The organism is Pseudobacteriovorax antillogorgiicola, assembly GCF_900177345.1.
Classification (GTDB): domain Bacteria; phylum Bdellovibrionota_B; class Oligoflexia; order Oligoflexales; family Oligoflexaceae; genus Pseudobacteriovorax; species Pseudobacteriovorax antillogorgiicola.
Window position 1 is genome coordinate 65,345 of the sequence record NZ_FWZT01000020.1, and the last position, 17,388, is coordinate 82,732.

At 48.1% G+C, this 17,388-nt stretch carries 18 protein-coding genes; 10 read left to right on the top strand and 8 right to left on the bottom strand.

Annotated features, from left to right (window positions below):
* The first annotated feature begins 129 nt into the window (after window positions 1-129).
* The 8 genes from B9N89_RS22390 to B9N89_RS22425 are packed head-to-tail and all read left to right on the top strand — an operon-like array spanning window position 130 to window position 7,610.
* Window positions 130-909: an SDR family oxidoreductase gene (locus B9N89_RS22390; protein WP_132322901.1), complete on the top strand. Its 780-nt coding sequence runs from the start codon at window positions 130-132 to the stop codon at window positions 907-909.
* A 13-nt stretch (window positions 910-922) separates the two neighbouring features.
* Entirely contained in the window at window positions 923-2,365 is a 1,443-nt protein-coding gene (locus B9N89_RS22395; RefSeq protein WP_132322899.1) for an aldehyde dehydrogenase, read from the top strand.
* A 12-nt stretch (window positions 2,366-2,377) separates the two neighbouring features.
* On the top strand, window positions 2,378-2,788 hold the full coding sequence (locus tag B9N89_RS22400; protein WP_132323009.1) for a RidA family protein: 411 nt from the start codon (window positions 2,378-2,380) through the stop codon (window positions 2,786-2,788).
* 10 nt (window positions 2,789-2,798) lie between these two features.
* On the top strand, window positions 2,799-3,305 hold the full coding sequence (locus B9N89_RS22405; protein ID WP_132322897.1) for a 3-hydroxyanthranilate 3,4-dioxygenase: 507 nt from the start codon (window positions 2,799-2,801) through the stop codon (window positions 3,303-3,305).
* Window positions 3,306-3,317: 12 nt separating this feature from the next.
* Window positions 3,318-4,316 (top strand): amidohydrolase family protein, encoded by a 999-nt coding sequence (locus tag B9N89_RS22410; RefSeq protein WP_132322895.1) that lies wholly within the window; start codon window positions 3,318-3,320, stop codon window positions 4,314-4,316.
* A gap of 27 nt (window positions 4,317-4,343) precedes the next feature.
* On the top strand, window positions 4,344-5,615 hold the full coding sequence (gene kynU / locus B9N89_RS22415) for a kynureninase (RefSeq protein ID WP_200820769.1): 1,272 nt from the start codon (window positions 4,344-4,346) through the stop codon (window positions 5,613-5,615).
* Window positions 5,602-6,957: an FAD-dependent oxidoreductase gene (locus tag B9N89_RS22420; RefSeq protein WP_132322891.1), complete on the top strand. Its 1,356-nt coding sequence runs from the start codon at window positions 5,602-5,604 to the stop codon at window positions 6,955-6,957. Before kynU ends, B9N89_RS22420 begins: the two co-directional genes overlap by 14 nt.
* Window positions 6,954-7,610 carry a peptidylprolyl isomerase gene (locus B9N89_RS22425; RefSeq protein ID WP_132322889.1) on the top strand — a complete coding sequence of 219 codons (657 nt, stop codon included), beginning with the start codon at window positions 6,954-6,956 and terminating at the stop codon, window positions 7,608-7,610. Before B9N89_RS22420 ends, B9N89_RS22425 begins: the two co-directional genes overlap by 4 nt.
* 21 nt (window positions 7,611-7,631) lie before the next feature.
* Here the strand turns inward: B9N89_RS22425 and B9N89_RS22430 are convergent, their stop codons facing one another.
* Window positions 7,632-8,954 carry an aspartate kinase gene (locus tag B9N89_RS22430; RefSeq protein ID WP_132322887.1) on the bottom strand — a complete coding sequence of 441 codons (1,323 nt, stop codon included), beginning with the start codon at window positions 8,952-8,954 and terminating at the stop codon, window positions 7,632-7,634.
* Between the two features lie 213 nt (window positions 8,955-9,167).
* Between B9N89_RS22430 and B9N89_RS22435 the strand changes: the two genes are divergently transcribed.
* Window positions 9,168-9,434, top strand: a complete 267-nt coding sequence (locus tag B9N89_RS22435) for a hypothetical protein (RefSeq protein WP_132322885.1) — start codon at window positions 9,168-9,170, stop codon at window positions 9,432-9,434.
* A 59-nt stretch (window positions 9,435-9,493) separates the two neighbouring features.
* Here the strand turns inward: B9N89_RS22435 and B9N89_RS22440 are convergent, their stop codons facing one another.
* The gene (locus B9N89_RS22440; RefSeq protein ID WP_132322883.1) at window positions 9,494-10,633 is read right to left on the bottom strand and encodes a globin domain-containing protein; all 1,140 of its coding nucleotides are present in this window, start codon (window positions 10,631-10,633) and stop codon (window positions 9,494-9,496) included.
* Between the two features lie 168 nt (window positions 10,634-10,801).
* Here B9N89_RS22440 and B9N89_RS22445 point away from each other — a divergent pair, with 168 nt between their 5' ends.
* Window positions 10,802-11,227: an Rrf2 family transcriptional regulator gene (locus B9N89_RS22445; RefSeq protein WP_132322881.1), complete on the top strand. Its 426-nt coding sequence runs from the start codon at window positions 10,802-10,804 to the stop codon at window positions 11,225-11,227.
* Window positions 11,228-11,285: 58 nt separating this feature from the next.
* On the opposite strand, the gene B9N89_RS22450 is transcribed toward B9N89_RS22445, so the two are convergent.
* From B9N89_RS22450 to B9N89_RS22475, 6 genes are read right to left on the bottom strand one after another with little or no spacing between them, the layout of a single operon-like run.
* Complete coding sequence (locus tag B9N89_RS22450) at window positions 11,286-11,558, bottom strand: DUF2160 domain-containing protein (protein ID WP_132322879.1); 273 nt, start codon at window positions 11,556-11,558, stop codon at window positions 11,286-11,288.
* Window positions 11,559-11,570: 12 nt separating this feature from the next.
* Window positions 11,571-12,371, bottom strand: coding sequence for a carbohydrate ABC transporter permease (locus B9N89_RS22455; protein WP_132322877.1), 801 nt, complete (start codon window positions 12,369-12,371; stop codon window positions 11,571-11,573).
* Window positions 12,368-14,086, bottom strand: a complete 1,719-nt coding sequence (locus tag B9N89_RS22460) for an ABC transporter substrate-binding protein (RefSeq protein ID WP_132322875.1) — start codon at window positions 14,084-14,086, stop codon at window positions 12,368-12,370. Before B9N89_RS22460 ends, B9N89_RS22455 begins: the two co-directional genes overlap by 4 nt.
* 54 nt (window positions 14,087-14,140) lie before the next feature.
* Window positions 14,141-15,034 carry a carbohydrate ABC transporter permease gene (locus tag B9N89_RS22465; RefSeq protein ID WP_132322873.1) on the bottom strand — a complete coding sequence of 298 codons (894 nt, stop codon included), beginning with the start codon at window positions 15,032-15,034 and terminating at the stop codon, window positions 14,141-14,143.
* 1 nt (window position 15,035) lies between these two features.
* Window positions 15,036-16,118, bottom strand: a complete 1,083-nt coding sequence (locus tag B9N89_RS22470) for an ABC transporter ATP-binding protein (protein WP_132322871.1) — start codon at window positions 16,116-16,118, stop codon at window positions 15,036-15,038.
* Complete coding sequence (locus B9N89_RS22475) at window positions 16,111-17,190, bottom strand: ABC transporter ATP-binding protein (protein ID WP_132322869.1); 1,080 nt, start codon at window positions 17,188-17,190, stop codon at window positions 16,111-16,113. Before B9N89_RS22475 ends, B9N89_RS22470 begins: the two co-directional genes overlap by 8 nt.
* Between the last annotated feature and the right edge of the window lie 198 nt (window positions 17,191-17,388).

The following is a 17,388-nucleotide window of genomic DNA, read 5'->3' on the forward strand; positions in this document are numbered from 1 at the left end:
CAGTATTAATGGAAATCGCAATTTACCGCCATTCGATCCCTGCGGGGCTTTGGTACTGGGCATAGGCCGGATAATCTGCTACCTTAGGCGGCCAAAGTTCCAATACTCAGAAACGAAGGAAGACTAATTATGGATCTTCGACTCTCCGGAAAAAAAGCGCTCGTGTGTGGAGCATCCCAAGGGATAGGTCGCGCTGTGGCGCAGGAACTAGCTCTATTGGGCTGTCAGGTCATTGCCCTAGCGCGCAATGAAAGCAAATTGAGGGACACAGTTGCGTCCTTAGAGGGTGACGGTCACCAGATTCTGGTAGCCGATCACGGCCGAACCCAAGAACTCAAAGACGCGGTTCATGGGTTTGTTGAAAACCACGGTGCCATCCATATCTTGATTAACAATAGCGGAGGCCCCCCTGGAGGCCCCATTCAGGATGCAGGTGATGACGCATTTCTAGCGGCTTATACAAGACATCTTCTAGCAAACGTCAATCTAAGCCGTGTGCTCTTGCCTGGTATGAAAGACGCCGGTTTTGGCAGGATTATCAACATTATCTCTACATCTGTCAAAATTCCTATCAAAGGCCTTGGAGTGTCCAATGCCACAAGGGGAGCGGTTGCCAATTGGGCGAAAACCTTAAGCTACGAAGTTGCCTCCCACGGCATTACCGTTAATAACGTCCTCCCCGGCGCTACTGAAACCTCAAGGCTAGATCAGATTATTGCAGGACAGGCTGAAAAACAGGGTAAAAGCCAAGATGCCGTTGTAGCGGCTATGAAAGGAACGATTCCTGCCGCTCGCTTCGGTAAGGATTATGAGGTCGCTGCGGTTGCGGCCTTTCTCGCAAGCCCAGCTGCTGCTTATGTAAACGGCGCGTCCATCCCCGTCGACGGTGGCCGAACGGGAAGCCTCTAAGGGGAAGTTTGCTATGATTCAAATTCAAAATTTTATTAACGGCGAGTTCCGGCAGCCACTTGGCCTCAAGTACATTGACAATTTTGAGCCTGCTACTGGTAAGGTGTTTAGCCAAGTACCCCAGTCTACTGTTGCCGATGTGGGGCTAGCGGTAGAAAGCGCCAAAGCAGCGGCACCAGCTTGGGCGGCTTGCAGCCCTGACGAGCGTGCCAATTACTTGAGTTCTATTGCGGCGTTTATTCGCGATGGAGCCGAGGAGTTCGCCCAAGCCGAAAGCCAAGACAACGGCAAGCCTCTAAGCTTGGCCCGAGGTGTTGATATACCCCGCAGTGCCCTTAATTTCGAATTCTTTGCGGCTGCTGCTCGCACCAAGTCGAGCGAGTCCCATCACGGGGAAGGGGCAATCAACCTGACCCGACGAGATCCATTGGGTGTGGTAGCTTGCATCTCTCCCTGGAATCTACCGCTCTACCTTTTAACTTGGAAGATCGCTCCAGCTCTTGCGGCTGGCAACACGGTGGTGGCAAAACCTTCTGAACTAACTCCTTACACAGCATTTCTTTTAGGCAATGCTTTCAAGGTTGCGGGATTGCCTCCTGGAGTTGTCAATCTAGTGCACGGCTATGGAGCTGAGGCAGGAGCACCCTTGTGCGAGCATCCTGACGTTAAGGCGATCTCCTTCACTGGCGGAACTGCAACAGGCCGGGGAATTGCTCTTTCTGTGGCCAGTCAGTTTAAAAAGGTTTCCCTAGAAATGGGGGGCAAGAACGCGAATATCGTATTTGCCGACTGCGACTTTGATGAAGCCGTGCATACCAGTGTCCGTGCTGCTTTCGCCAATCAAGGTCAGATCTGTCTGTGTGGGTCAAGAATTTTAGTGGAGTCTGAAATCTATGAGCAGTTCCGTGATCGTTTTGTTCAGCTGGTCTCTGAGCTTCGGGTCGGTGATCCACTTCGAGCAGAGACTGACCAGGGCGCTCTAGTTTCTAAGGCTCACTATCAAAAAGTATTAACTGCGATTGCGGCTGCTGAACAGGAAGGTGGTCGGGTCTTGTGTGGCGGTCGCTCCGTGCCGGGAGACGGCCGCTGCGAGGGTGGCTGGTTTGTTGCGCCGACGGTCATCGAAGGTCTTGGGCCTCAAGCTCGTACCAATCAAGAAGAAATCTTCGGCCCGGTGGTAACACTGATTCCTTTCGAAGATGAAGCGGAGGCTCTTGAAATCGCCAATGGCACCAATTATGGTCTCGCGGCCTCTCTATGGACTCAAGATCTAAATAGGGCTCATCGACTTTCAGCAAAGTTGGATGCAGGCATTGTTTGGGTGAATACTTGGATGAATCGAGATCTTCGCACGCCTTTTGGAGGAATGAAGGAGTCAGGACTCGGGCGAGAGGGTGGTTGGGAAGCCCTGCGTTTCTTTACGGAAGCTAAAAACATTTGCATTTCTTATAAATAAGGTTTGAAACAGATGAGTATCCATAACAGCGATAAAGCCCCTGAGCCTGTAGGCCTCTATCCCCACGCCCGTCAGGTGGGAGATTTACTATTCCTTTCGGGAGTGGGGCCAAGACAGCGAGGTAGCAAAGAGATTCCTGGCGTTCAGCTGGACGGTGATGGGCGTATTGCCAGCTACGATATTGAGGCTCAGTGTCGCTCAGTATTCGACAATGTTCGGATGATCCTGGAAGCTTCTGGCAGTAGCTGGGATAAGTTGGTTGATGTCACGGTGTTTTTGACCAACATGAAAGACGATTTTAAGATCTACAACCGGATCTATGCCGAGTACTTTAGGGACAATCAGCCCTGCCGTACCACTGTGGAAATCAATTCTCTGCCAACCCCCATTGCTATCGAACTTAAATGCATCGCCACGATTTAAGGAGACGATCATGTTAGCGCCAATGAATTTTAAAAAGTGGATCGATGATAATCGTGCCTTCCTGAAGCCGCCGGTTGGCAATCGCTGTGTGTATGAAGACAGTGAGTTTATCATCATGGTGGTAGGCGGGCCGAACAAGCGAAAAGACTTTCACGTCAATCAATCTGAAGAGTTCTTCTATCAACTGGAAGGGGATATGATTTTGAAGGTGAGGGAGGGGGCTGAGATCAATGATTTGATCATCCGCGAAGGAGATATTTTCCTCTTGCCGCCTCGGGTTCCACACTCTCCCCAAAGGTCTGAGAACACTGTCGGCCTGGTGGTCGAGAGAAAGCGTCGATCTGGGGAAGAGGATGGCTTCATCTGGTATTGTGACCAGTGTGGAGCCAAAGTTTACGATCACTTTTTCTTTCTGACTGATATTGTCAAGCAATTGCCGCCGATTTTTGAAACCTTCTATAGCAAGGACGAAAATTGCATTTGCAAGAAGTGTGGCCACAAAAATACCAAGGACTAGGGGTTGACCGCTATGGAACGCATCGATATCCACACCCACATCATGCCTGCTGATATTCCTAATTTTCAGGAGCGCTTTGGCTATGGTGGCTTTATTCAGCTGGATCACCATAAGCCTTGCTGTGCAAGGATGATCAAGGATGATGGTACCTTCTTCCGGGAAATCCAACACAATTGCTGGAGCCCGGAGGCGCGAATTGATGAATGTGACAAATTTGGAATCACCAAACAGGTGCTCAGCACGATACCCGTGTTGTTTAGCTATTGGGCAAAGCCCCAAGACGGCCTAACTGTTGCTCGATTTATCAACGATCACATTGCATCGGTGGTGCAGCGCTTTCCCGATCGATTCTACGGGCTGGGAACCTTGCCCATGCAAGCCCCTGATCTGGCGATCACCGAATTGGAACGGGTGGTCAAAGACTTAGGACTTCAAGGAATCGAAATTGGCACTAACATCAATGAGTGGAACCTCAATGCCCCTGAGGTATTCGCAGTTCTCGAAGCATGTCAGGACTTAGGTGCCGCCGTGTTTGTGCACCCATGGAATATGATGGGCAAGGATCAGATGCCAGACTACTGGTTGCCATGGCTGGTGGGGATGCCAGCGGAAACATCCCGAGCGATTTGCAGCATGATTTTCGGTGGGGTTTTCGAACGACTGCCGCAGCTGAGAGTTGCCTTTGCTCATGGTGGAGGGTCGTTTCCAGCGACCATCGGCAGGATCGAGCATGGCTTCAACGTCAGACCCGACTTATGTGCTGTGGATAACCCGAAAAATCCGCGAGATTACCTGGGGCAGTTCTATCTCGACTCCCTGGTCCACGACCCCAAAGCTTTGCATTACATCATGGATATAGTGGGGGACGATCGTGTGGCACTCGGGTCCGATTATCCCTTCCCACTGGGAGAGTTGGAGCCAGGCACGATGATCGCAGGGATGTCGACCTTAAGTGATGAACAGAAAGTGAAGTTGTTAAGCAAAAATGCCCGCGACTGGCTGGGTGTATAAGTCGGATAGGAAAGGATGGCAATCACCATGCAAGATTTTCAAAATTCTCTAGAAACTGCGAGGCGAATGGATCAGGATGATCCTCTCCATAAGTGGCGGGATGAGTTCTATATCCCGACGCACCAGGGTGAGCCTGTCCTTTATTTCTGTGGTAATTCGTTGGGGCTTCAGCCCAAAACAGCGCGGCCAATGATCGAACAGGAGCTTAAAGATTGGGCGCAGCACGGAGTTGAAGGGCACTTCGAAGCAGAGCGACCCTGGGTTCACTATCACGAGTTCCTCACCGATGCCATGGCCAAAGTCGTCGGCGGCAATGCTTGCGAGGTTGTTTGTATGAATAGCCTCACAGTCAATCTTCACCTGATGATGGTTTCTTTCTATCGCCCTGAAGGTAGGCGAAGGAAGATTCTCATCGAGGGTGGGGCTTTCCCTTCGGATCAATATGCGGTGGCCTCCCAAGCACGGTTTCATGGGCTTGATGCCGACCAGGTGGTCGAAGAGCTGCAACCCAGGCCCGGTGAGCATTTGCTTCGCACGGAAGATATTCTAACCAAAGTTGAAGAACTGGGTGACGAACTTGCTTTGATTATGATTGGTGGAGTAAATTATCTCACCGGCCAGCTCTACGATATGGAAGCGATCACCCAAAAAGGTCATGCAGTGGGAGCTAAGGTGGGCTTTGATCTGGCCCATGGCGCTGGGAATGTTCCCTTGCGTCTCCATGATTGGGGAGTCGATTTTGCGGTGTGGTGTTCGTATAAATATCTCAACTCCGGGCCGGGAGGGATTGCAGGGTGCTTTGTCCACGAGAACCATGTGAAGGGCAATCTGCCGCGATTTGAAGGTTGGTGGGGCCATAGCAAGGAGAAGCGCTTCAAGATGGAGCCTAGCTTTGAGGCGATTCCATCGGTGGAAGCTTGGCAGCTTTCCAATCCTCCCATCTTTCAGCTCGCATCCTTGCTAGCGTCCCTAAAGATCTTCGACCAAGCGGGCATGAGTGAACTGCGAACCAAGAGCGAGTGTTTAACATCGTACCTTGAGTATATGGTGGTCGACGCCTTTGGCAGTCGCGACCTGGTGATTACCCCAAGCCAGGTCCATGAGCGGGGGGCTCAGCTTTCGTTTCGTATTCCAAAAGGTGGTCGTGATGTTCTTGAACGCTTGAAGCAACGAGGAGTGATCTGCGATTTCCGCGAGCCAAATATCATCCGAGCCGCCCCAACGCCCCTTTATAACAGCTACGAGGATGTGTTTCGATTTGTCTCGATTCTGAAGGAGTGTGTTCATGAGCTTAGCTAAGTCAGAGGTTGTGACGATTGCCGGTGCTGGTCTAGCAGGTGCTTACCTTGCGACCCTTCTTGCCGAGGCCGGTGTGACCGTAAACCTCTACGAATCGCGACCAGATATGCGGCAGGAGAATGTTGGCGGAGGGCGGTCGATCAACCTGGCAATCTCAAGGCGTGGCCTAGAGGCTTTGGCTGCTGTGGGTTTAAGTCAGCAGGTGGAGGCCCTATTAATTCCCATGAAGGGTCGGCAAATTCACCAGGAGAGTGGTGGAGAAACCTTTCAAACTTATGGGGCTCAGGCTGGGGAGGGGATCTATTCCGTATCTCGAAGCGGCCTGAATCGCTTGTTGCTCGACCGAGCGGAAGCCACGGGTAGGGTGCGGTTTCATTTCGATTCGGGCGTTGAATCGGTAGATCTCGACCAGAAGATGCTGAGGCTTAACAACGGCTCGCAAGTTCCCTACCAACGCTTGGTGGGTACCGATGGCTCAGGATCCATGGTGCGCAAAAGCTTGCTTGAAAAAACCGGGCGCTTCCAAGCTGAGATGTTGGATTATGGCTATAAAGAACTGACAGTTCCGCCGATGCAGGGGAACTTTGCCCTTGAGCCACATGCCTTGCATATCTGGCCAAGACACCGCTTTATGCTGATCGCCCTACCGAATCCAGATAAAACGTTTACAGGCACTCTATTCTTACCCCACACAGGAAACCCAGGGTTTTCGTCTCTGGACACCTCCGATGCCCTACAAAGCTTTTTTGAGCAGAACTTTGCTGATGCCCTGCCCATGATCCCAGAGCTGGGTCAAGAGTTTTTTAGTAATCCCACCGGAGTCTTGGGCACCATCCGTTTGGATACCTGGCATTGGCAGGACCATCTAGTGTTGATGGGCGATGCAGCCCATGGCATCGTACCCTTCTACGGTCAAGGAATGAATTGTGCGTTGGAGTCCTGTCGTCAGTTCTTCGAAAACCTCAAAAACCATGGCTTCCAGTGGCAGAACGCGCTTCCAGATTTTGTCCAAAACCGGAAACCTCAAGCTGATGCGATTGCTCAGCTAGCACTGAAAAATTTCTGGGAGATGCAGGATCATGTTGCCGATGAGAAATTTCTTTTGGAAAAAGCCGTTCTCAATAGCTTAGAAGGCCTTATCCCAGGATTTCGCACGGAATACAGCTTGGTGACGTTTACTGAGGTTCCATACGATGATGCCTTAGAGCAAGGCCAAGAGCAAAAAACCCTCGTGAAGCAAATTGTGGGTAATGCTCAAAGCCTGGGAGAAATTGACTGGCAAAATGCTGAAACTCTTGCTAGGAATTATCTAAACCAACATCAATTGAGGAGTGCCTTATGATCAGGACTGTGTTTGCCTTTGTTTTTTGTTCATTCTTGCTGTCCTGTGATAGAAGCAGCGATAGCCCGACGTTCCAGCAAAGGCAGCAGCCGAACTTCCTTGATGTTGAAAAACTAACAGTAACTGAAAAAGTCTATTTCGACATAAGTATCGATGATGAACCTGCAGGACGCGTGGTGATTGGCCTATTTGGCAACAACGTGCCAGCCACAGCGCGGAATTTTCGGATTCTTAGCACCGGCGAGCAAGGACTTGGCCTAGCTGATAAACCTCTGGACTACACTGGCAGCAGTTTCCATCGAATCGTGCCAGGCTTCGTAGTACAGGGAGGGGACATTATCAAAGGTGATGGTACGGGAGGTGAAAGCATTTACGGAGCCACCTTTCCCGACGAAAGTTTCGCGATCCCTCACGATCGTGCAGGTCTTGTAAGTATGGCAAACCGGGGGCCAGACACCAATAGCTCTCAGTTTTTCATCACCTTAGCGCCCGCTCCTTGGTTGAATGGCCGCCATGTGGTGTTTGGCAAGGTGTTAGAAGGGGATGCGGTGATCGATCAAATGACCCAGCAAGCAGCAGATGGCTTGGATGGAGCTACTAAAGTTCCAGTGGTTATCACAGAAGCTGGCATGTTCGAAGATGGTGAGTCGTGAGGCAGATGCCCCACACTTTATTTACTCTTTGACAAAGCAGCGATACAAGGCGTTCAAGGCTGTTTCATAGAACTCGGGGGCAACCCCGACGATAATATTTAATTCGCTGGCTCCTTGGTTGATAAGGCTGACATTGACCCCAGCATCCCTGAGAGCTTCGAAGACTTTTGCAGCGATTCCAATGGTTTTCGCCATCTCTTCTCCCACAACCGCAATCAAAGCTATTTGGGGCACAAGTTCGAGCCGGTCCGGTCGCAAAGTACGTTTGATCTCTTCCATAACCAGGTCGGTCTTGCCTTCCAATTGAGAGCTTTCAAGAATGACGCTCATGCTATCGATTGCGGAGGGGCAGTGCTCGAAACTAATCCCAAGCCGCTCAAGAATTCCAAACAGTCGGAATGCGAAGCCTATCTCTTTGTTCATGAGGTTCTTTTCAATATTGATCATGACAAAGTTCTTCTTGCCAGCGATACCCGCGATTTCCGTATTCTTTTCGATCTCAGGGCTAAGCTTACTGACAATACGTGTGCCGTGGTGCTCAGGCTTGTTGGTGTTGAGGATGGCAATGGGAATCCCCACCTCACGCACCGGGGCGATTGCCTCGTCGTGAAGGACGCTTGCACCCATGTATGACAGCTCCCGAATCTCGGCGTATGTGGCTTCTTCCATGGGTTTGGCGTCAGCGATAATCCGGGGGTCAGCCATCAATAGACCGGAAACATCCGTCCAGTTTTCGTAGATCAGGGCATTAATCGCCCTTGCGACAATGGCTCCCGAAATGTCTGAGCCACCGCGGGAAAACGTTTTTATCTGACCAGCGTTATCACAACCGTAGAATCCGGGGATCACGTAGCGTTTGCTCTCGTTTTGAAGTCTTGCCCGCAGCTTTTCATAAGACTCTGGGTTGACCGTTCCATTAGGATTAAGAAATATCACCTCATGAGGATCTACAAACTCAGCATCTAAGAACGCAGCCATCAGCAGGCCATTGAGATACTCACCCCGAGAGGCAATATAGTCTCGACTGACCCCTTCTAGAATCTTTCCTTTTAGTTGCTCCAGGTGATCTGCCATTTGGCCGTTGACCCCCAGATCCGCCTCAATTCCCAGATAGCGGTCGCGGACGAGATTGAACGCCTCGCTAAAATCTGTACCCACCGAGGCACTTTGCTGGCAAAGATAGAGAAGGTCTGTAAGCTTGGCGTCGTCAGGGCTTCGCTTGCCAGGGGCTGACGGGACGATAATAGTTCGACGTTTATCAGCAGCGAGTATTGCTTGTACTTTCTTGAATTGCTTGGCGTCGGCTAGGCTGCTGCCTCCAAACTTACAAACGATGCGGCTCATGAGATTTCCTCTTCAGGTGGGTCAAATACTTGCTAAGGTGTTAGCACAGCAGAATCTGTCCGCAAATAACTTATTCTGGGGTTTGGTTTTCTTGGGCAAAATCGCAATGATTTCGAGTGAAAGTTGACTTAGTAGAGTCTGCTTAGGTACCATGTGAAATAAATATAGTGTTGCGTATACTGCTAATAACAAAAGCGACGATAGGAGATTCTTATGATCCGTGCCACTTGCTTTCTAACGTTTAGTCTTCTGGCTTTGAGCTGTGGTTCCAATGACGATGACAGTGATACTGTGAGCACGGGCAACTCTCAGGATCTACAAGCCTGTATAGGGCTTCCTGAGCCTGCTGTTCTGAGAATTCCTGCCGCTGAGTGCCCTACAGACTATAACTACGTAGGCACTAGCCCCAGTGGCCCACTGGGTAAGAACCTAACAGTTTGTCTCTACAAGAACGCTCCCGACGAGTGCTTAGAGATCTGACTTAGAAGGGGCCAAAGGCCCCAGGCTTTGATCCAATAGATTGGGTACCATCAGAGGCCCTAAAAGCTCTCATCCAAAGAGGCAAACATCTCAAATTTGATTTGCTGCTCCCCGATACCTTTTTCTCTGAGCTTTAGAACCTGAGCTTTTATAAATGGCACTGGGCCGCAGATATAAAAATCAGCTTCATCAAACTTCTTGTTCCAGACTGTGTCCAAGTTCAAGTAGCCAGTATGAGCTTCACCATGATCCGTGGCATCTTCTAAAAATAGCTCCACAGAACCGCTTAGTTGACTATCAAAGAGAAGGGGGACAGAACTTTGGTCTCGATCACAATGGATTAATGTGTAATCGTCGGTTTCAAGGCTGAGTGCCATGGAGAGAAGGGGAGTGATGCCAATCCCCGCACTTAAAAATACTTTGTGAGCCTGGTCTTGGGATAGGCAAAAACTGCCACATGGCTGGCTGCATTCCACCATATCGCCTTCCTGCCAACTATGAACAGCATGAGACCCTTGGCCCCTGTGCTTACCTTTCACTTCCTTCTTTACGCTAATTCTAAGAAATTCAGGATGCCAGGGATGGCTTAAACTATACTGACGAATCAGGCCCATATTCCCATCACTTGCTGAGAGCTTTAAGCTGATATATTGACCCGGGATGAATTGCGGTACCTTGCCGTTGGCTGGACTCAGGTAAATTGATCGTACTAGGGGGCTTTCTTCAACAATTTTTAATATCTTGAAGCTTGTAAAGTCCTGTTCTGAGTCGGATCTGCGACGAATTTTAGCTTCTACCTCGATGAATATCTCAGCAAGTTCTTGATAAGCGACTTGCCAAGCTCTGACGATCGAATCAGCAGGCTTTAGATTCAGGATTGTGCAGATACTCTCTAAAAGCTGGCTGCCAACCACGGAATACTGCTCTGGCTTGACGCCCACGCTCACATGCTTCTCCGCTATCAAGCGGATGTGAGCTAATAGCTTGTCAGGGTTTCTTATGTTCTTTGCATAGGCCAATATGGAAGACGCCAGAGCCCTGGGCTGATTCCCTGTTCGTTGATGGCTCATATTGAATACTGATTTGAGTGCCGGATGTTTCTCGAAGAGGCTCTGATAGAAATGATTGGTGATGTCTAGGCCATACCGCTCTAGAAATGGAATCGATCGTTCGATGTCGGTGATTTGCTCTGGGGTCATGATATGTTCCTAAAGATGTATATGATATGTATCTTTACAAAGATGTATATAAAATACATTTTATAAGATGTCCAGATGAGTACCTAATTTTCTTTGCAGCTTGAGATCGTTTGTTCCGAAGTAGCCACTATGCTAATAATCAAGCGCTACTGTTTGTGAGGTTCGAATATGCAACTGACGAAATATTCCGACTACTCCTTGAGGGTACTGATATATGTCGCTTTGAGGCGGACGGGTGAATTAAGTCAAATAGACATGATTTGTGAGGCCTACAATATTTCAAAGAATCATCTTGTGAAGGTCGTCCACGGTCTCGGTCAACTTGGATATCTAGAGACTGTCAGAGGAAAGAATGGTGGGGTTCGGCTAGCTCTAGATCCATCCGACATTCGGATTGGTGATTTAATCCGGCAAACAGAGGCCACACTTTCATCCTTTGATTGTGAACATCCGCCATGCGCTATCGTCCGTGTCTGTCGCCTGAGAGGTGTTTTCGCGGAAGCTATGAAGGCTTATCTTGACGTGTTGGATAAGTATACCCTAGCGGATATGGTGCGGAGGCCTGGTTCTTTGCGAGACATACTCATCTCCTAAAAGCCGATGTCAAGGTTTGCATGGCCCAAACATCGGCTTTGACCTATGATTGCCGTGGCTAGGCCCATCTAAAGATAGGATAGATGGCTAGCAAGCTTATTAGAGTCCCCCAACTGGGGTCTCTAAAGGCTAGGATCGCGAAGATATGAAAAAATGCAGCTGAAAGCAGCGCAATGAAAAACCTATCGCCTCTCGTTGTGGGAAACGGTAAAACTCCTTGTCGTATAACTGTTGGTTCTTTGAATTGCCACAGGCACATGGCACCTATGCCGAGGGCGATCGAAAGAAAAAATAATGCTGTAGGTGTGGTCCAAGCCATCCAGTTAAGCATCTGTCACCTCCTTTAAACACGACCCAGAGCAAATCCTTTGGCAATATGGTTTCTCACAAACCATATCACGATCACTCCAGGCACTATGGTTAAACACCCTGCTGCTGCTAGAAGCCCCCAATCCATCCCCGCGGCACCCTTGGTGCGAGTCATCATCGCGACAATGGGCTTGGCGTCCACTGATGTCAGAGTTCGGGCGAGCAGTAGCTCAACCCAGCTAAACATGAAGCAGAAAAATGCAGCGACTCCTATTCCAGAACGTATTTGCGGAATAAGCACCCGGATAAAGAACTGATCGAATCGATAGCCATCAAGTTTTGCCATCTCATCGATTTTAGGTGAGACCCCAGAGATAAACCCTTCGAGAATCCAAACGCAAATCGGGATATTGAACAGCGTGTGAGCGAGAGCCACAGCCCAAATACTATCGAACATTCCCAAGGTAGAATACAGTTGGAAAAATGGCAGGAGGAACACCGCAGGAGGGGCCATCCGATTCGTTAACAACCAAAAAAATAGGTGCCTATCCCCTAAAAACCGATAGCGCGCAAATCCATAAGCAGCTGGCAGAGAAAGCGTTAAGGAAATGATGGTATTGAGGACAACATATTGGAGACCATTGATATAACCTTGGTACCAGCTCGGGTCGCTGAGAATAATGCGATAATTCTCTAGCGACCAAACTTCTGGGATGAGAGTCAGGCCTCCCAATATCTCTTCATTTGTTTTAAACGACATGACTAGTAGCCAGTAGATCGGGATCAATACAAAAAGAAAGTAGCCGATCAGTATGCCGATACGTTTAACCTTCAATGAGAGTATTCCTGCCACTGCTTAAGAAGTTGATCATAAGGTATCGTTTGGCCCTTGGGTTTTTCATTTGCTAGCTTTGGTTTAGGAGATCCGGGCTGCTTGAGCCAATACTCACTACCCTTAGGGTTCTTCGCTAATTTCGGTTCACAGCGCTTCATACCCGCACGCTGTAGCCTTTTCAGAACGGAATCCATTTGGGTTCCCAATTGATCCATGGCTTGTTGGGGAGATTTCTCGCCGCTGATGGCAAGGGAAATATTCTGCCACCAGAGTTGGGAAAGTCTAGGATAGTCAGGTACATTGTTGCCAGTTGGTGTCCACGATGTTCGAGCAGGACTCCGATAGAATTCCACAAGGCCTCCGAGTTTGGGGGCAAGCTTTGTTACGATAGGTGAATTGATGTCCGACTCGCGAATGGGAGTCAAGCCGTGAATGAACTTTGTAAGAGATACACTTTTAGAAACGGTGAACTGGGCATAGAGCCAGGCCGCCTGACGCCGCTTTAGAGGGGTATGCTTGAGCATCGTCCAAGAACCAGCATCTTGATAGCCTAATTTCATACCGTCTTCCCAGTAGGGGCCATGAGGGGAAGGTGCCATTCGCCATTTGGGAGTCCCATCCTCATTGACGACATCCAGGCCCTTCTTTAGGCTGCTTGCGGTGAACGCTGTGTACCAAAAAATCTGCTGTGCAATCTGGCCTTGGGCCGGTACCGGACCCGCTTCTGAAAAAGTCATCCCCATAGCTTCAGGGGGAGCGTATTGCTTCATCCAATCGATGTACTTGCTTAGTGCATAAACGGATGCCGGGGCGTTGACAGCACCGCCACGATCCATAGAAGCCCCTACAGGGTGGCAAGATTCAGAGCGAATTCCCCATTCGTCCACGGGCAGTCCGTTAGGAAGTCCTTTACTTCCAGTTCCCGCCATTGACAGCCAGGCATCAGTAAAACGCCAGCCTAGCGATGGATCTTTCTTACCATAGTCCATGTGACCATAAACTTTCTTGCCATCAATCTCCTTGACGACGTTGGTAAAGAAGTCTGCGATATCTTCATAAGCAGACCAGTTGACTGGTACACCTAGATCATATCCATATTTCTCCTTGAATTGTTTTTGGAGTTCGGGCTTTTGAAACCAGTCGTAACGAAACCAGTAGAGGTTGGCAAACTGCTGATCCGGGAGTTGATATAGCTTTCCATCAGGACCAGTTGTAAAACTCTTACCAATAAAGTCGTCAATATCTAGGGTAGGAAGAGTTACTGACTTTCCCTCTTTCTTCATAAAATCGCTGAGGGCAACGACATAGTCATTTCTGGAGTGAGTTCCAATAAGATCGCTGTCATTCACATACATGTCATAGATTGAACGACCGGTTTGAAACTCCGTTTGAAGCTTCTCAATGACATCACCTTCGCCGATCAGGTCATGCTCGACTTTGATACCGGTGATATCTTCGAACGCTTTCGTGAGGACCTTGGATTCATACGTATGGGTGTCAATGGTTTCCGAAACAACTTTGATCGTCATCCCTTTATAAGGTTTAGATGCGTTGTGAAACCAAAGAAGCTCTTCTTTCTGCTCCTTGGGGCTCAGTACACTCTGATGAAACTCGCTGCTCAGCCATTTATCAATTTTTTTATCAATTGTTTCAGCTGATCCGAGAGTACTCCCCAGTAGTGCAACTCCCAAGGTTGATATCCAACAGATCTTCATAGGCTCGTCCTTTCAATATTGAGGTTAAAGCTGGATCAAGTAGATCTTTCTATTCTAATGAGGATTAGCGTCTTTCTTATGCTCATCGGGTGAATTCATGATTAGGTTGTAGAAAATAAAACACACCAGTAGGATAATAAGGAAGTAGATTAATGAAAATGCACTCGCAATTCCGAGATCAAATTGTCCCACCGCTAAGCGAGTAAGGTACTGGCTAAGGAAGGTTGTGGTGTTACCAGGACCTCCTCCCGTCAAAACAAAGGGCTCGGTGTAGATCATAAAGCTATCCATGAACCTTAGCATCAAGGCGATAACCAAGACATTCTTGAGCTTTGGTAGTTCTATAAACCGAAAAATATCCCAGTCCGTCGCGCGGTCTATATAGGCCGCTTGGTAATAGCTGTGAGGTATGCTTCGAAGGCCTGAATATACTAAAAGGATCACCAAAGGTAGCCAATGCCAAACCTCCAGTAGCATGAGTGTTAGCCAGGCATCAAAAGGGTTTGCTGCATAGTTGAAGTCGATGCCCAAGTGTTGGATTGTAGCTCCTAATAGACCAATATCGGATCGTGCGAGAATTTGCCAGATGGTTCCGACGACGTTATAAGGGATTAGCAGGGGCATTGCTAAAATGACTAAAGATATGGAGACTCCTGCACCTTTGGTAGGAAGGAACCTTGCGATAAAAATCCCTAGAGGGATCTCGATCATGAGTGAGACTAGAGAGAAGAGCAGCTGTCTTCCAAAGGCACCGTGAAGCTCTTCGCTGTGTATCACATCGATAAACCACTCCCATCCGACAAAGACTCTTTGTGAAGGTCCAAGAATATCCTGAACTGAATAATTCACCACAGTCATAAGAGGTATTATCGTTGTAAAAGCAAGCATAAGGAATACCGGCGCGACCAGGAACCAGGCTTTCTGATTGCTTTGCTTCTCGCTTGACATATTAACTCCATAGTGCCGAGAGGTTAGAGTATTGGACTTTCTTCGAAAATATCGTGATTTTTTCGAATGGTAGAGTTACATCGATGGAATCACCTTGATTTATAGGCTCATCATAGGGCACGAGAAGCTGAATTCCATGGCTTGCGATTCTGATGGCTTTGCCATGAGATCCTAGCTCAACATCGTCGACTCTATTCCGAATAGTGAATCCATCAGGATGATGCCCAAGTTTTATGTGATGGGGACGAATTCCTAGATAACAGTCGCTGCCAGCTTTAGAGTTTGAAAGGGACCAAATATCTTTAGAATCAGATAGTAAGACTTTGTTACCTTGTTCTATATCACCATTAAGAATATTCATTCCTGGGCTACCTACAAACTGGGCCACAAAAGGGTCTTGGGGGGAGTTGTAAATCTCGTGTGGGCTTCCAGACTGTAAAACCACTCCCTGATTTAACACGATGACTTCATCCGCAAAGCTCATGGCTTCTTTTTGGTCATGGGTCACCAGAATCATCGTTTGCGGAAACTTTTCTTGAGAGGCTACAATCTTTCTGCGAACGTCTTGCTTTCGCTGAGGATCGACCATCGTTAAAGGTTCATCTAATAGAATCCCATTGACATCACTTCTGACAAGTGCTCTTCCCAAAGAGACCAGCTGTTTTTGAAATCCTGAAAGACTCTTCGATTGAAGGTTCAAGAAGGGTTCTAGCTCTAAAACCTTAATGACTTCATCAACTCTTTGCCGGTCTCGTGCTAGTTTGCGGAACGTTCTCCGGATTGGGAAAATCAAGTTTTGCTTAACGGTCATGGACTCATAAACGACCGGAAACTGAAATACTTGAGCGATATTTCTGTGACGACAATTCTTATGTGTTACATCTGCATCCCCAATGAAGATCTTTCCCGTGCTAGGGCTAAGGAGCCCCGATAGTATATTGAGGAGAGTCGTCTTTCCACAGCCTGAAGGGCCCAAAAGGGCATACTTCACTCCAGATTTGAAGGTAAAATGAAAGGGTCTCAAAGCCCAATCACTATCGTTTGAATAGGAATGACCAATTCCCTCAACTCTAATATCAACCATAAGAATCGTTTTCCTGTGGGGCTAGTATTAATTGTCCATTTGCTGAATAGAAGAATAAAGAATCTAAATCGATTGCATAATGCAATTTAGAACCAACTCGAATCTCCTCCAATTGAGAGACACGAAGTACGATGACCTCGTTTTCTTCGGTACTCAAAGTCACTTGGTTAAGATGACCCGAAGGCTCTACAAACTCAACCTTTCCACTGGGAGAGTCGAGACTCTCTGCGCGATGGATTCTATCTGGTGATATACCTAGATAGCAAGGTCCCTCGGGAATGAGATCGCCTTTATGACCAAGATCCAGCTTGAATCCCTTTATCGACACGAAGAATTTTCCAGTCTTTTGTCCTTCTAAAATATTAAAGGCTGGTTCAGAGGAAAATTTTGCAACTGAAAGATGAGAGGGAAACTGAGTCACTTCTCTCGCATGCCCTTGTTGAACGGTTTGATACTGATCGATGACAGTGGTTCTTGCTGATAGAGCGAGGCTATCCTCAGCATTGGAGCTAGCATAGATGACGATGCACTCGCGACTACTCTTACGAAGAAACTGCCTTAGATGCTGCTTTAGTTGAAAGTCAAGATTGGCAAAGGGGTCGTCGAGCAAAAGTAGCTTTGGTTTTTGGGCCAGCGCTCTTGCGAATGCCAAACGCTGCTGCTGGCCACCACTCATCTCGTTCGGTCGGGCTTCCAAATAATCCGAGATCTTGAGTATGTCAGCAACTTCATGGACCCTTGATTCAATCTCCTCTTGAGGAAGCTTGAGTTTTTGCCGAAGTGGAACAGCAATGTTGTCATAAGCTGAAAGATGGCTATAGTTGATAAACTCCTGGTAGACAAAAGCTACTGACCTTTTGCGCACCGGAGTGTTCTTGATGTTGATTCCATCTAAAAGGATGTTACCTCTGTATGGTTGCTGTAAGCCCGCGATGGTTCGCAACAGCTGTGTTTTTCCAGAACCTGAAGGACCCAATATTACATTGATTTCCTTATTGGAGAATTCGAGGTTGATTGGAGCAAGGGTTTTCTGATGCTTAAAGACAACCATGTCATTTAAAGAAAGTTCCATGAATTTCTTTTTTCCTTGAGTGAAAGTTCAGGAAACTTAGCACAGACGTATCAATTGCTCATCAATTATCTTATGGTCTATAGACGTTCCTCTAGGTGCTACATTCATTCGCTTAAAGATTGATGAATACTTCATAGCCATGTTTAAACGAGCCATCTAGCGTTCAAAAAAATGATCGATACTAAAGCTAAAAAACAC